14 protein-coding genes and 1 pseudogene are annotated in these 14,081 nt (G+C 35.8%); 4 read left to right on the top strand and 11 right to left on the bottom strand.

Translation table 11 applies throughout. The features are described 5' to 3' along the window. Nucleotides 1–55: 55 nt before the first annotated feature. The 6 genes and pseudogenes from QQS35_RS07335 to gloA2 form a co-directional block, all read right to left on the bottom strand. Nucleotides 56–1,069, bottom strand: a complete 1,014-nt coding sequence (locus QQS35_RS07335; protein WP_285931289.1) for a dienelactone hydrolase family protein — start codon at nt 1,067–1,069, stop codon at nt 56–58. Between the two features lie 279 nt (nt 1,070–1,348). After that, on the bottom strand, nt 1,349–2,095 hold the full coding sequence (locus QQS35_RS07330; RefSeq protein ID WP_285931288.1) for an NAD-dependent epimerase/dehydratase family protein: 747 nt from the start codon (nt 2,093–2,095) through the stop codon (nt 1,349–1,351). Nucleotides 2,096–2,259: 164 nt separating this feature from the next. Continuing rightward, the gene (locus QQS35_RS07325; protein WP_285931287.1) at nt 2,260–2,649 is read right to left on the bottom strand and encodes a VOC family protein; all 390 of its coding nucleotides are present in this window, start codon (nt 2,647–2,649) and stop codon (nt 2,260–2,262) included. Nucleotides 2,650–2,661: 12 nt separating this feature from the next. Next, nucleotides 2,662–3,631, bottom strand: a pseudogene (locus QQS35_RS07320) (Gfo/Idh/MocA family protein); the annotation flags it as partial. A gap of 175 nt (nt 3,632–3,806) precedes the next feature. Continuing rightward, nucleotides 3,807–4,262: a hypothetical protein gene (locus QQS35_RS07315; RefSeq protein WP_285931286.1), complete on the bottom strand. Its 456-nt coding sequence runs from the start codon at nt 4,260–4,262 to the stop codon at nt 3,807–3,809. A 340-nt stretch (nt 4,263–4,602) separates the two neighbouring features. After that, nucleotides 4,603–4,986 (bottom strand): SMU1112c/YaeR family gloxylase I-like metalloprotein, encoded by a 384-nt coding sequence (gloA2, locus tag QQS35_RS07310; protein WP_285931285.1) that lies wholly within the window; start codon nt 4,984–4,986, stop codon nt 4,603–4,605. A 671-nt stretch (nt 4,987–5,657) separates the two neighbouring features. Between gloA2 and QQS35_RS07305 the strand changes: the two genes are divergently transcribed. The 3 genes from QQS35_RS07305 (at nt 5,658) to QQS35_RS07295 (ending at nt 7,594) form a co-directional block, all read left to right on the top strand. Continuing rightward, nucleotides 5,658–6,584, top strand: coding sequence for an aldo/keto reductase (locus QQS35_RS07305; RefSeq protein WP_285931341.1), 927 nt, complete (start codon nt 5,658–5,660; stop codon nt 6,582–6,584). A gap of 143 nt (nt 6,585–6,727) precedes the next feature. Then, nucleotides 6,728–6,925, top strand: a complete 198-nt coding sequence (locus QQS35_RS07300; protein ID WP_285931284.1) for a methionine aminopeptidase — start codon at nt 6,728–6,730, stop codon at nt 6,923–6,925. 135 nt (nt 6,926–7,060) lie between these two features. Next, nucleotides 7,061–7,594 carry a hypothetical protein gene (locus tag QQS35_RS07295; RefSeq protein WP_285931283.1) on the top strand — a complete coding sequence of 178 codons (534 nt, stop codon included), beginning with the start codon at nt 7,061–7,063 and terminating at the stop codon, nt 7,592–7,594. A 147-nt stretch (nt 7,595–7,741) separates the two neighbouring features. Here the strand turns inward: QQS35_RS07295 and QQS35_RS07290 are convergent, their stop codons facing one another. The 4 genes from QQS35_RS07290 to QQS35_RS07275 form a co-directional block, all read right to left on the bottom strand. Next, the gene (locus QQS35_RS07290) at nt 7,742–8,563 is read right to left on the bottom strand and encodes a sugar phosphate isomerase/epimerase family protein (RefSeq protein ID WP_285931282.1); all 822 of its coding nucleotides are present in this window, start codon (nt 8,561–8,563) and stop codon (nt 7,742–7,744) included. A gap of 11 nt (nt 8,564–8,574) precedes the next feature. Further along, on the bottom strand, nt 8,575–9,741 hold the full coding sequence (locus QQS35_RS07285; RefSeq protein WP_285931281.1) for a dihydrodipicolinate synthase family protein: 1,167 nt from the start codon (nt 9,739–9,741) through the stop codon (nt 8,575–8,577). A gap of 11 nt (nt 9,742–9,752) precedes the next feature. Continuing rightward, on the bottom strand, nt 9,753–10,904 hold the full coding sequence (locus QQS35_RS07280; protein ID WP_285931279.1) for a Gfo/Idh/MocA family protein: 1,152 nt from the start codon (nt 10,902–10,904) through the stop codon (nt 9,753–9,755). 112 nt (nt 10,905–11,016) lie between these two features. Further along, nucleotides 11,017–11,835, bottom strand: a complete 819-nt coding sequence (locus QQS35_RS07275) for an AraC family transcriptional regulator (RefSeq protein ID WP_285931277.1) — start codon at nt 11,833–11,835, stop codon at nt 11,017–11,019. Between the two features lie 250 nt (nt 11,836–12,085). Between QQS35_RS07275 and QQS35_RS07270 the strand changes: the two genes are divergently transcribed. Continuing rightward, on the top strand, nt 12,086–13,270 hold the full coding sequence (locus QQS35_RS07270) for a Gfo/Idh/MocA family protein (protein ID WP_285931276.1): 1,185 nt from the start codon (nt 12,086–12,088) through the stop codon (nt 13,268–13,270). Between the two features lie 245 nt (nt 13,271–13,515). On the opposite strand, the gene QQS35_RS07265 is transcribed toward QQS35_RS07270, so the two are convergent. After that, nucleotides 13,516–13,668, bottom strand: coding sequence for a hypothetical protein (locus tag QQS35_RS07265; RefSeq protein ID WP_285931275.1), 153 nt, complete (start codon nt 13,666–13,668; stop codon nt 13,516–13,518). Nucleotides 13,669–14,081: the final 413 nt, after the last annotated feature.

The following is a 14,081-nucleotide window of genomic DNA, read 5'->3' as shown; positions in this document are numbered from 1 at the left end:
CTTTGTCAAATTCATATTTTTTACTATTGTTTTAACCTTTACTATATTCTGGATATTAATTGTCAATATGTTTAATTAGCCAATCAAAAGACCTTTCACCGCTGACTTCGTGCCCTCCATCAAACAGATGATGTGCCAGATGATCTTCTCCTTGAAAAACCTCATAAATCTCATGTATCTTTTTTATTGCTATTTTAACATCGTTTATAGGAAATAGATGGTCATCTTTACCAGCTTCAATAAATAGTGGTCTAGGTGCAATGAGCCCAATCAGTTCTGGCATTTCTGTTAATTCCAAAATTCCCGGAACATAATTATCTAGGCAGTGCCTTCGCTCCATAATACTTCCTTTAAATGTATTCGTATAACCGCTAATTACCGTTGCTTTTATCCGTTCATCTAATATGGAAGTAAATGCGGAAATAAGCCCACCGCCTGACAAACCCATGATTCCTACCTTACCGCTCTCAACACCATCAAAGGTTTTTACATAATCAATTAATCGAATACATTCCGCAACTCTCAACCCTGGTAGTGTTTTACCAAATAACAGCAATTGGCTAGCTAATCTGTAGCAGGAATTTTCAGTTGGATCGCCACCATTTTGATCCTCGACTAGCTTGCGGTCTCCAAAGCCAATTAATTCTGGCGCAAACACCACTACTCCTTTTTCGACCAACTCTACTGCAAAGTTTTTATGGATACCCGGGTCTTGATTAAGTGATCCATCTGGATTTAAACCAACAATCTCTTTACTACCGTATCCATGCCCATGGACTGCTATGACAGCCGAAAGATTTTTTCTCCCCATATTATTAGGAACTAAAACATAAACAGGCATTTTGAGTGTGTCGATTGTACTAATTTCCACCCGCATTCTTGTGTAATTTCCCATGTTTTCTTTTTCTAATAAAACGGGTGTTGGTGAATCTAAATTATTTTTAAAATTACCTAAATTACTTTTAAATTGATTTATTATTCTGGTCTTCCATTCTTGACTATAATCGTAATCGTGCGTTTTTAAGGTTCCATTGTATAAACTCTCAAGGTACGGTTCTATAGACCACATAGGATTCTCCTTTTAAAATAATTAACCAAGACTTCACGGTGTTTAAACACTTTATTTGTCGGACAAACTATTTATATAAACAATAAATGAAAACGCTTTATTTTACAAGGGGAATCCTTCATATTCTGATAAATAAATAGCACTTATTCGCTCCAAGTCGGTTGAATAAGTAATGCACAAATAACTAAATCAAGTTCCATTATCCCTGCTAAACTAATTGCAAAAAGAATGAGCTAAACACACACTATTTTTTATATAATATCTTACAAATCTTTAAAATCAACTAATATCGTTACTATTCATCATCGACTTAAATCCTAATTCGATTGTTGCATTGGCAGTGTCCCACGGTTTATCTGGATTATCAGAAACACCATAGTAAGTGCCAAAGTTAATAGTTGATTCGATTGCATCCTTAAATAATTCAACTAAATCAACATCCGTTAACAAAGTCTTCGTCAATCGTTCGTTTTCTTTTAAGTCTTTTTTACTTACTTTAGGTGGGACAGAACCTATTCTAATATTAATAACGGAAAGCTTAGCATTGTTCGAAAAAATAAAACCCAATTGTTCTGATGCTAACTTTAAAACACCGTATAATCCCTTCATAGAAGGATAATCTGAAACATTAATGTCTCGATTAAATATAGAATTTCCTTCTTCTTCATAGTAATCAGTAACATGATTACTACTGGCAAATATTACTTTGGGTATGTTGAATTGGTTAGCGACCATTAATATGTAATACGTTGATTCAAAAAAAACTCGTGTCATTTGTTGAAATACATCTATATTCTCTATTGGGGAATCCGTATCTGTTTTTAACAAGTTTATTATACAAGATGTATCTTTTGGTAGGTTAGATTGAAGGTCTTGAAAATTCGTTGCATCTACTCTGATAAAATCACAATTTTTATTTGGACTAGCTTTGGTGTCCATAACAACAATTTCATACTTATCACTTAATCCATTTGCTATTCGTGTCCCAACTGTTCCTGAGCCACCAATTAAGACTATTTTTTTCATATGGAAATGTACACTCCTTGTAAAATTTTCGTTTTAGCATAACCTTACAAAACTTAATCTATACAAGATTGAATTATTGTTACGTCGATAGCTTATTTATGGAATGAACTATTTTTTTGCAAAAAAAAGATCCCTATTTATAGAAGAAGGGACCCTCTTGATGTTTAATTCATATTCGTTTGATTTACATTAAACTCTATTAAATTATGGTCGGGATCCATGCAAAAAATTTGAGCAAAACCACTTTTACTGTCTGGCTTTGTTACTACATCGATTTCACCTTCTTTTAAAGTAACTAATGTCTGATAGTAATCTTTTACTCTAATTGCAAAATGTCCATGTCTTGAATTGATACCTGATGTCCGAAGTGTTTCTGAATCTGGATCTACGATTAAGTGGAGTTGTTGGCTCCCAACTTGATACCATGCTCCAGGGAAATCAAAATTAGGTCGATCTAATTCAGCTAAACCAAGAACTGTCCCATAAAAATGTTTTGCTTTTTCTAAATCAGTGATAGCCAAGCTAACATGGTGAATGCTTTCTGTTTGTATCAAACATTTACCTCCTTAAATAGATGTTGGATGATTGGCTGATTCTATTAATAAAGCCTGTTCCTGTGCATCAACACTTAACCGAGCAGCTTCAAAAGCGTGCGCCTGAGTCATTGCATGTTCTGTTCCATTAAGACAGTCTAAAATAAACGCTCCAAAGTAAGGATATCCGACCTTACCAGCTAATTCAAAATGTTTTTCACCATCATCATTTACTAAATATAAATGATTGGTCTTTGAACTGTTAGCAATATCAATATACTTACGCAATTCAATATACCCTTCTGTCCCTAAAATAAACGTCCTTCCATCCCCCCCCAGGTACGGAGTCCATTTGGAGTGAACCAGTCAACCCGGAAATAAAAAGTAGCTCCATTATCGCCGACTAATGTTGCATCTCCATAATCTTGAAAATCCGGGTACTGTTTGTACTTGTAATTGGCAACTTTACTATGAAGAACCTTTGCACTTTTTGCCCCTGAAAAGTGTAAAAACTGTTCAATTTGATGACTACCAATATCACATAAAATTCCACCATAGAAGTTTGGGTCGAAAAATCACTCTTGGCGTCCCTCCATGTTTACTCGGTGTGGACCGGTTCCAATTACTTGTACAACACGTCCAATAGCACCCTCTTCAATCAATTGACTTGCATAGATGGCATTTTCAACATGAAGTCGTTCACTATAATATATTCCCCACTTCAATCCAGTTTGCTTTGTTTTTGTTCGGCCTTTTCTATTTGCTCTTTGGTAGTAAACGCTGGTTTATCCGAAAAGAAGTGCTTATGTTGATCCATCACGCGTAAACCTAAAGCACATCTTTCTGATGGAATACATGCACTAGCCACTAGATTAATAGAATCATCTTCCAATATTTCATTTTCCGACCCTACCATATTCGCTTCTTGGAACTTTTGACAAAAGGCCATAGCCTTTTCTTTGTCTGGGTCATAAACAGAGACCAATTCTCCACCAGAGTAAATACAACACCTTCCTGTTTGGGAGTAAGACTACTCTAGCAACTTAATATTAGATCGCTTTCATTGTTATAAATTATAATAGCTTTATTAGCTAAACTAAAACATATATTAAAACATCTCTGTTACTTGAAGATTTATCACTAAAAAACAATCCTGTACGTATTGTTAAAATTCAAGGTCACTTTTTATAGTCCCATAATATCTTCCATTCATCTTCCTCTTTTGTTGCAAAAACAGATTGATTCAAATTAAAATTACCATACTTTCCTTTATAGGTTTTTGTCACATTTACTTGATAGACAACATCAAGTACTTCTGATTCTTCACTAAGTTTCCATTCATTAACTTTATCCACATTACCAAGTACATATGTAAATGTTGTTACACCAAAGTGATTCATAAACACATGAGCTCGGTCCTGTATATAGTGGCCTTTATCGAATTTTCCTTTCATCTGCGAATGAAACAATGCCCAAGAATCAGCAAATTTTCCTTCTTGTTCTAATTTATAAAACGAATCAATCGTTTCCTTTGCCTGATGACTAGGGGACATTTGAATGTAGATAAATATAGTCATAGTTATAGCTATGAGCACTACTAATCCGGCAATGATTGCACCCCGTTGTCTCTTCACGATTATCGTCTCCCTTTTGTTAACCTTAGCTACATAAAAGAAATTAATTAGAATAATTATAGAAGCAATCAAACATGATTACTCCTATAATTATTCGAGCTCGTCAAGATTTATTATATTAATATCGCTTAGCCTAGATTATGTTCAGGTGAGAGTGTATTATTCATAGGTTAAGATTAGCTTCTATTGGCTATAATGCCATTAACTCTTATAGAAATGCGAGGAGTATATATGGAACATGAAAAAGAATCATTTGCTAAAGGCTGTTTTTTCGGCTTACTTTTTTCTACCCCTTTATGGGCACTCATTATTACATTATTAAGAAAAGTAATGTAGGGCCTTATTTTTCGTAGATTTCTATCGGTAGTTGATCAGGATCAGCAAAAAATGCAAACCGCTTATTAGTTATTTCATCAACCCTAATTTCTTCTACCTCAATAGCTTGTTCTTTTAAATAAGTCACAACTTTATCGATATCATGTACAGTAAACGCAATGTGTCTTAGCCCTTGTGCCTCTGGATAACTTGGCCGAGTTGGTGCGCTTGGAAAAGAAAACAATTCAATAACGTATTCGTCTCCTAACGCTAAATCTAACTTATACGAGTCACGTTCTTTCCGGTAAACTTCACGTATAATTTTCAACCCGAGTTTTTCTACATAAAAATGCTTTGAGACAGGATAATTCGAACAAATAATTGCAACATGATGAATACTACTAAACATTTCATTCCCTCCTTTTTTATAATTGTATACCATTTTCATTTCTATTGTTTTAGATTAGTTCTTACGTAAGTTTTGGTGCTATTCCTTTTTCTCAATATCTTTCTTCTGGTTTTTACAAGTTAAATGGTAATATGCCGCTTGGAAAAAACAATTCGAATTTCTTCGTGCGATGTCTATTGAACAGCGAATGTTCCGTACCTGTTGGAAAAGAAAACGGAGTATTACCACACTCCATCATCTTTGCAACGAAAAAAGATTAAATAAAAGTTTAGTTTATTTAGTGCGGACTCTATATTTTATCTGTCATAAACAAAAATCTTTTGAAATATTAAAATCATTAACAACAATCTCTAGTTAGAAAATATTTTAAGAAAATATAGTACTTTAGACTGATGCATCAACTTGACATCTATTATATAATGAAAACGGTTACAAATTAAGGCGTGAGTACATATATTATTGTGAATAGTCATGATAATATACTTGTGCAATATTTTTTTCGAAATAGATTGTCCCCCTATTGGGCATCCTTGTGAGGATGTTCTTTTTTTTGAATGTTTTTATGTAGTTTGGTACGTTTTCTTGTAGAAATACTAGTAGCTATTTATTTCTTACAAAAAAAGTGTGATACTAAGCTTAAAAACTGCAAATTATATTAATGAGGTGATTGTATCAAATATAGACGCTTGGGTAATACAAATTTAAATGTATCTGTTGTAGGTTTAGGAACGTGGCAATTCGGAGGCGAATGGGGAGTAAACTTTACTCAAAGTGAGGTAGATCAAATACTTGATAAGGCGAAGGAAATGGGGATTAATTTACTTGATACCGCTGAATGTTACGGAGACCACCTTTCTGAATCATTTATCGGAAATTATTTAAAACGAAATAATCGTGAAGATTGGATCGTAGCTACGAAGTTTGGCCACCACTTTAAAGACAATTTTGAAAGAACGAGACACTGGCGTGCTGATGAAGTATTAAAACAATTGGATGATTCTTTAAAAGCATTGCAAACAGATTATATTGACTTATATCAGGCGCACTCCTGTACAGATGAAGAGTTTAATAATGATGAACTTTGGACGATGTTAGATAAACAAATACAAGCAGGAAAAATTCGTAACCTTGGAATATCACTCAAACAAAATGAAGATGATTACCAAACAAAATCTGCACTACATGTTAATGCTAAAGCAATTCAAGTTGTCTATAATCGATTGGATCGCAAACCTGAAGATCAGATATTTCCTACCTGCCAAGAACAGAACCTTGGAGTTTTGGCTCGTGTTCCATTAGCTAGTGGTTATTTGAGCGGAAAATACAATCCAGGTGCGATTTTTAAAGAAAATGATGTTCGTTCCAAACATGATCAAGCTGAAACTACAAAAAACTTAAAGCTCGTTAAAGAGATTGAGCATAACGAAGTTCCAGAAGGTATTTCTATGGCTTCATGGGCTCTTGCTTGGTGTTTGAAACATCCAGCAGTGACATCCGTAATTCCTGGGTGTAAAAACCCAAAACAAGTAGAGCTTAATGCTCAAGCAGCAAGCTTAGACATTGTCTCTGTTAATCACCCACAACACACAGAAAAATAATAAAACTAAAATGAACCTATCTTGTTTGGTTCATTTTTTTCTTTTCAGAATAGCTCTGACAAACTCCAATTATAGAACCTAATCACCTTAAGTATATTTCTATTATTTTGTTACATAATACGAAAAAAGCGCGAGGTGATTAAATGGGACTTTTTAATGCTATTAGTAACTGGTCTAATGGTAGATATGAAAAAAGAGTTTCGAAAATGCAAGAGCAAGGGCATTGTCCTGATTGTGGTGGCAGAGGTGTACAAATACTTCCCTATGAACATTATTATAATAGTGCCTATCACTGTCCAGGGTGTAATGGCAGCGGTCAGTTTGAAGATTGGATGAGGTAGTACTTCTATCAGCAGGTAAGTTTCAGTTCATTTTCATTTGAAAGAGAAGCCAATGAAATAAAAATTCCATTGGCTTTTTACATACGTATAAATATAGCTTCAGGTAGAAATACTTCTAAATGAGGAGAATTTCAAATGAAGCACGTTACACTTAAGTTCACAATATTTCTTATTATCGTTATGAGTATTCTTTATTTTAAGGAACAAATTTCATTGGCGACACCAGAGAATAAAAGTATTATTTCAAGTAAACACCAAACCGTACATTCAGCAGAATTAATAATTCGCAACACGCCAGTTGATAAAAAATCAATGACCGTACAAGAGTTAAAATTTCAATACGAGCAGAAATTTAAAAAACTAAGATACACAGTTAATGACAAGTTAGATAACTTAATGGAACAAGCATATAACGAATATAAGCAAAAACAACAAATCGGTGAAGAAATATCTTATTTCTACTTCTATAATAAGTACAAGGATATTGCTGTGCAATTAGAGGAAAATACCGACACACATTTTAACCAGTTGTATAAACAACTACAAGTAGAGCTTGAATCACAAGGGTACAAGAAAAGTGAAGCATCAGAATTTAGAGCTATATATGAAAAATCAAAGTCCAAACAAAAAAAGAAAATGTTAAAAAGATTCGTTAATGCACTTGGGTAGTATTTCAGTGGTTGCCTCAGTTTTTAAATTATCGGAACCAGAATACAACTCTTTTTCTTCCTACTTCCAATAACAAAATAAACTGGATGGCTTGAAATCTGCCATCCAGTAATATAAACCCCATCCCGTTACTTCCATTATACTATGTTATACGTGCTTCAGATAGCTTTCTTTAATTTTTTTTAGAACATCATCACCTGGTTGATCCCATAGTGACTGATTTATAATTTCTACTTCGATGGGGCCATGGTAACCCGCTGCTTCTACAGCCTTACGAATTCTGCGTATTTCAATCACACCATCACCCATCATGCCACGGCCTTTAAACATATCTGGAACAGGAACAATCCAATCAGAAACATGAAATCCATGAATTCGTCCACTGGCACGTGTAATTTGATTATATAGATCTGGATCCCACCATACATGGAATACATCAACAACAACCCCTACTTGTTGTGGAGTGTATTGTTCAGCAATCGTGTTGGCTTGGTCTAAAGTAACGATTACCGAGCGGTCAGCAGCATACATTGGATGTAATGGCTCAATTGCTAGTTTCACCCCATGGGACTCAGCAAAAGGTACTAATGCCTCTATTCCATTTTCCACAGAACTTCTCGCAGCGTCAATATCTCGATCAGGACCTGGTCCACAAACGAGCACAAGTGTATCCGTTCCAAGCTCAGCCGCTTCTTCTATGGCACGTTTATTATCGTCTATTTTAACCTGACGCTCCTTAGCAGTAGCTGCCGGAAACATTCCACCACGGCAAAGACTAGAAACCTTCAGTCCAGCGTCTGTAACAATTCGTTTACTTTCAGCAAGTCCTATTTCTTCTATTTTATGACGCCATAAAGAAATCCAAGGTATCTCTTTACGGACACAACCTTCAACTGCCTCGCGCAGGTTCCATTGTTCCGTCGTGATTTGATTGAGACTAAGGTTTTTTAATAATGGACCATCACTCATCTTTTTCCCTCCTATCTTATTCCTGCTTGCGCTAATACAAGTTGCATACGTTCGACAGCAAGGTCTGGTCTTTCCAAGAGCCCCGCCTCATCAGCCATTACAAATAGATCCGCTAAATGGGTGATTGAGCGAGCACCTTCCATTCCACCAATCATACGAAAATGAGATTGATGTCCATTTAAATAAGCCATAAATACAACACCCGTTTTATAGGAAAATGTTGGTTTTTGAAAGATGTGTCGTGATAACGGTACTGTTTTTTCTAAAAGCGAATCATAGGTTGCTAGGTCACCTGCGTCAAGGGCGTGTAGAGCAGCTGATGCAGCAGGTGCGATGGCATCAAAGATACCTAGTAATGCATGGCTATACCCTTGCTCGTCACCTTTGATTAAGGATGGATAATTAAAATCATCACCCGTGTACATGCGTACACTATCTGGAAGAAGTCGACGCATTTTAATTTCTTTTGTATCATCTAGTAACGATATCTTTATCCCGTCTACTTTTTCTACATTTTCTCGAATTACCCGTAGACATACATCCATTGCTTCGTCCACATTTTCATAGCCCCAATAACCTTTAAGTGCTGGGTCAAACATGTCTCCAAGCCAATGCAAGATAACTGGTTGCGATACATTACTTAGAATTTTATTGTAGACCCGTTCATAATCATCAGGACCAGTTGCACATGCCGCTAAAGCACGACTAGCCATTAAAATAATCTGGCCACCTTCTCCTTCTACAAATGCACATTGTTCTTCGTATGCAGCTTCAACATCCTCTAGTGTTACACCTGGACCTGGCCTTAGTTGGTCTGTTCCAACACCACTAGCGATTTTACCTCCAACAGAACGAGCCTCTTTAACGGACCGATGAATTAATTCCTTAGCACCATTCCAATTTAGTCCCATTCCTCGTTGGGCTGTATCCATTGCTTCTGCAACCGATAGTCCAAGCGACCAAAGATGGTGACGATATTTCATTGTTTCATCCCAGTCAATTTGTCCGTTAGACAATGGATCCGTATTTGCAAGTGGGTCACAAACAACATGTGCGGCTGAAAATGCTATTCTTTTTTGAAAAGATTTTCCTTTTGGCACGTCAAAGGATACTGTATTTCTAGGCTGGTACGTATAAAGTTTTCTACCTTCACCTGGTAAAATTAATTCCCTAACCATCGTTCAACCTCCTATATTTTCAACTCTGGTACATCAAGCCATCTTCTTTCCTTCCAAGACTGGAGGCCAAGATCAGATAACTGCGTCCCTTTCGCACCTTCTAGTAAGTCCCATTCGAATGGTTGATCTTCTACTATATGCTTTAAGAATAGTTCCCATTGAACTTTAAAGCCGTTATCAAAGAATTGATTGTCAGGTACTTCTTCCCACTGTGCTTGAAAATCATGAGGGTTTTCAATGTCTGGATTCCAAACTGGTTTTGGTGTGTTAACACGGTGCTGCGTTTTGCAATCCCTGAGCCCCGCAACAGCACTACCTTCTGTCCCATCAACTTGAATTGTCAATAAATCATCGCGATTAACACGGACCGCCCATGATGAATTAGCTTGAACGACAATACCTCCATCCAATTCAAATGTACCGTATGCTGCATCATCTGCCGTACATTGATATTTCTCACCTTGCTCATCAATCCGTTCGCTGATATGCGTTGCACCCAAACACGAAACCGTGCGTATTGGTCCAAATAAATTATCAATCACATAACGCCAATGGGCGAACATATCTACGATGATACCGCCACCGTCTTCTTCACGGTAGTTCCATGATGGACGCTGCCCCTCTTGCCAATCACCTTCAAACACCCAGTATCCAAACTCCATGCGAACGGATAAAATTTTCCCAAAAAACCCTGCATCTATTAGTCTTTTTAACTTTAACAAACCTGGTAGAAACAACTTATCTTGCACTACGCCATTTTTCACTCCAGCATCTCTGGCCAACTTAGCTAATTCCAAAGATTCTTCAACACTAGTTGCAGTTGGTTTCTCACAATAAATATGCTTGCCTGCTTTTATCGCTTGACGAATTCCCTCTGCACGACGTACCGTCGTTTGTGAATCAAAATAAATTTGATTGAATGAATCTTTCATCGCTTCATCTAAATCCGTACTCCATCGTTCTATATTGTATGTTTTTGCTAACGCTTCCAATTTATTTGAATTTCTACCTACTAATATTGGATCAGGTATCAATTTGTCACCATTTGCTAGGCTTACACCACCCTGTTCTCTAATAGCTACAATGGAACGAATTAAGTGTTGATTTGTACCCATACGTCCTGTTACACCGTTCATAATAATACCTATCTTTTGTTCTGCCATGTTTTTCCCATCTCCCTTTATGGTTTCTCAATACTTACGTTTAGTATATAGGCATAAAAAAAATTCGTCTTATTAATCTAAGAACGAATTTCTTAAAATCGGAAACAATCACTTACTTAGTTTTTTTATAAGCTGTTCGATATTTGTTTGGTGATATGTCCGTAGAGTTTTTAAAAGCTCGATAAAATGTAGATAGAGATTCAAAACCAACCTCAAAACAGATGGAAGCAATATCATTGTCAGAGTCAATTAGCATGTTTTTCGCCAAACCAATCCTTACTTCCGTCAAGTATTGAATCGGAGTAACGTGGTATCGTTCTTTAAAAATAGTATTAATATGCCTAGTACTAACCGCTAACTTTTCTGATAAATCATCCGCATTAATATTTTCAAAATAATGTGTATCAATATAATTACGAAGACGTTCCGCTCTTAAAACGTTAGCATCGAATACTTCTGGTTGCTTTTGTGATCTAGCAAGTTTCAATAACAATTCAGATAAAAAGATTTTCATTGCTACAAAATTTATCGAATCACCGTGTGATTGCTCATAGAGCATCTTCCTTAGTAATTGTCTAATTGTACTACCATCAAATGGGTTTAATTTAATTAGCTTTGTGTCATCAAAAAAAGTGAAAAGCAAGTCTTCTTGAATGGACTGTTCTAAACAAGATTTATCAAAAGCCAATACTAGAACTGTTAGTTTGTTATCCGAGATGATTGAATGCTCCGAAAAAGGTACAATAACGGCTACATTATCTTGTTGAAAGTCAAAATGAGTTCCATCTAAAACTACTTTCCCTTCGCCATCTAAGGCATATAATAGTTGATAAATGTGGTGATGATGCTCATGAACCGAATCTCCTTCAACATGGTTACTTTCATACAAACGAATTCCCGCCTGTGATAATTCTAGCTCTCTACTACTCATAACCATTTACCTCCAATTTAAAATTTAGAAAAAATAATCAATTTAATAATACCAATTTTGTCGTCACCTACAACAATTTATAGTTGGATAAAACCATTCCAAATTATATATTGCCCTTAGATGACTGAATAAGGTAATTATGAAATTGACTCAAAAAACTGAAATTTTTAATAATCTGTGATATATTGCATATATTATCAACAAATCAGAATCATGTACACACATCGTTCGATTTAGGGGGAATGAAGTAGTGAAAGAAGTTTCTATCGTGTTAGTTGGAATAAGTGGTTATGGAAATGTATATTTAGATGCTTTGTTTAATGGTGATTATGAAAACGCATTCATAAGAGGCGTTGTTGACATCAATCCTGGACGCTCAGAATACTATCAAGAAATACTCGATCATAACATACCCATTTATCAATCACTCGAACAATTTTATCAGGATTTTCAAGCTGATTTAGCCATCATCTCTACACCTATTCATCTGCACAAACAACAAGCTTGTGTAGCGATGAATAACGGAAGCAATGTACTTTGTGAAAAACCAGCCACAGCAAGTGTAAAAGACTTAGAAGTGATGATGAAGACAAGAGATCGAGCAGGTAAATTTTTAGCAATCGGATTTAACTGGTCCTTTTCACCTTCTGTTCAGCAACTTAAAAAAGATATTCTAGATGGATTGTATGGCTCTGCTAAGCAATTTAAAAGCTTGGTTCTATGGCCTAGAAACGAAGACTACTATATGCGATCATCTTGGGCCGGGAAAAAATATAGTCCAGATGGTGATATGATTTTTGATAGTGTTGCGAATAACGCCACCGCTCACTTTTTACATCATTTACTTTATCTCATTGGTGATAGGACTGATACTAGTGCCAAGCTAAAACAAGTAACAGCTGAATTATACAAAACAAACAATATTGAAACATTTGATACATGTGCAGTGAAAATAATTACGGCAGAAAATATTGAAGCAACCTTTTTTGCTTCTCATACTATTAAAGAAGAAAGCTATCCCCGCTTTCAATTAGAATTTGAGCAAGCTACAATCACTTATGAACCCACCTCAGAAAATAACGATGTTGTTGCACATTTTAATGATGGCTCAACGAAAGTTTATTCCAACCCCGAAAATGATCACATTGCTAAGCTAGGTGTTTGTATTGATGCAATTACGAACGGAAGTAGATCTATTTTATGTGGACCGGAAGCAGCCTCAGCACACGTTGCGTGTATTCAAGCGATGCATGAATCAGTGCCTGTCATTCCTGCTTTCCCAGAAAAAATAACCCTTTATGATAAGGTAAAGAAACAATATTGGATTGAAGGTTTAGCTGAGACATTAGAAAACTGTTATCAAAAAGCTTGTTTGCCTAGTGATTTAAAGGTTGATTGGAGTAACAGAGGACAATTGATTAAGTTGAACAATTAACATCCTAGCACTGAGAACAAAAGCTATGGGCGCCTTCGAAACAAGAAAAAAAACTTGTTTCTGTGATGCCTTTCTTTGTGCTCGCCCTAGGGCAATAAAGACGAACATCTATGTGGTGCTCTTTAACCACATAGATGCGGGTAGGCGCTGTAGCTGGACTTCGCACTTGCAATAGTCAGTTATTCACAGGACACTAAATCTCCTGGTTATAAAAAAACTCAAGGATTAACCCTTGAGTTTTTTTCTTATTTATCAAATTTTGATACATCAATAGGAATTGTTCCATTTTTACTATAAAATCTAGTTAATTCGTCCGCATCTGCAGTTTCTTTTTTATTATCTTTACTTACATAATGATCAAAATATTCTTCACTTGGCTTTCGTTCTTTTTTATCCATACAAAACGCCTCCTTTGTCTTTAGGATTTGCATATTAAAACAGCTTTATGTGTATAACAATTTCAGCTTCCATAATTAGCTCTCTACTTTTATTTTTCACTGCAAAATTGGACTTAAAACTTACTATTTAACGCAAATTTCAATCTTACTTAACAAAAACGGTAAGACTATTTTGGTTAGTTTTTAAAACTTCACACTTGATATAAAGTACGCACTAGAGCACTGGCCTCGCTGTTCAAGCAAAATCGGCTCCCTTTCCGCAGGCACGGCTTCAGCTAACTCAGAAGAAAATCGCTTCTGAGTGGATCTTCAGCTCGTGCTGTTCCTGCAGGAGTGTCGCCAATTTTGCTTGATCCGCTTAAAACAGCATCTATTTGAATAATCTTCATGTGGTAGTTAAATCTTTTACTATG

Origin of the sequence: Aquibacillus rhizosphaerae, assembly GCF_030282825.1 — a bacterium.
In the GTDB taxonomy this organism is placed as follows: domain Bacteria; phylum Bacillota; class Bacilli; order Bacillales; family Amphibacillaceae; genus Aquibacillus_C; species Aquibacillus_C rhizosphaerae.
Note: the sequence above shows the minus strand (reverse complement) of the source record. Positions and strands in the feature narration are given on the sequence as shown.

Bases quoted from the DNA above. Each gene is read 5' to 3' on its own strand.
- QQS35_RS07335 (WP_285931289.1), bottom strand. From the start codon at position 1,069: ATGTGGTCTATAGAACCGTACCTTGAGAGTTTATACAATGGAACCTTA.
- QQS35_RS07330 (WP_285931288.1), bottom strand. From the start codon at position 2,095: ATGAAAAAAATAGTCTTAATTGGTGGCTCAGGAACAGTTGGGACACGA.
- gloA2 (WP_285931285.1), bottom strand. From the start codon at position 4,986: ATGTTTAGTAGTATTCATCATGTTGCAATTATTTGTTCGAATTATCCT.
- QQS35_RS07300 (WP_285931284.1), top strand. From the start codon at position 6,728: ATGGGACTTTTTAATGCTATTAGTAACTGGTCTAATGGTAGATATGAA.
- QQS35_RS07295 (WP_285931283.1), top strand. From the start codon at position 7,061: ATGAAGCACGTTACACTTAAGTTCACAATATTTCTTATTATCGTTATG.
- QQS35_RS07290 (WP_285931282.1), bottom strand. From the start codon at position 8,563: ATGAGTGATGGTCCATTATTAAAAAACCTTAGTCTCAATCAAATCACG.
- QQS35_RS07285 (WP_285931281.1), bottom strand. From the start codon at position 9,741: ATGGTTAGGGAATTAATTTTACCAGGTGAAGGTAGAAAACTTTATACG.
- QQS35_RS07280 (WP_285931279.1), bottom strand. From the start codon at position 10,904: ATGGCAGAACAAAAGATAGGTATTATTATGAACGGTGTAACAGGACGT.
- QQS35_RS07275 (WP_285931277.1), bottom strand. From the start codon at position 11,835: ATGAGTAGTAGAGAGCTAGAATTATCACAGGCGGGAATTCGTTTGTAT.
- QQS35_RS07265 (WP_285931275.1), bottom strand. From the start codon at position 13,668: ATGGATAAAAAAGAACGAAAGCCAAGTGAAGAATATTTTGATCATTAT.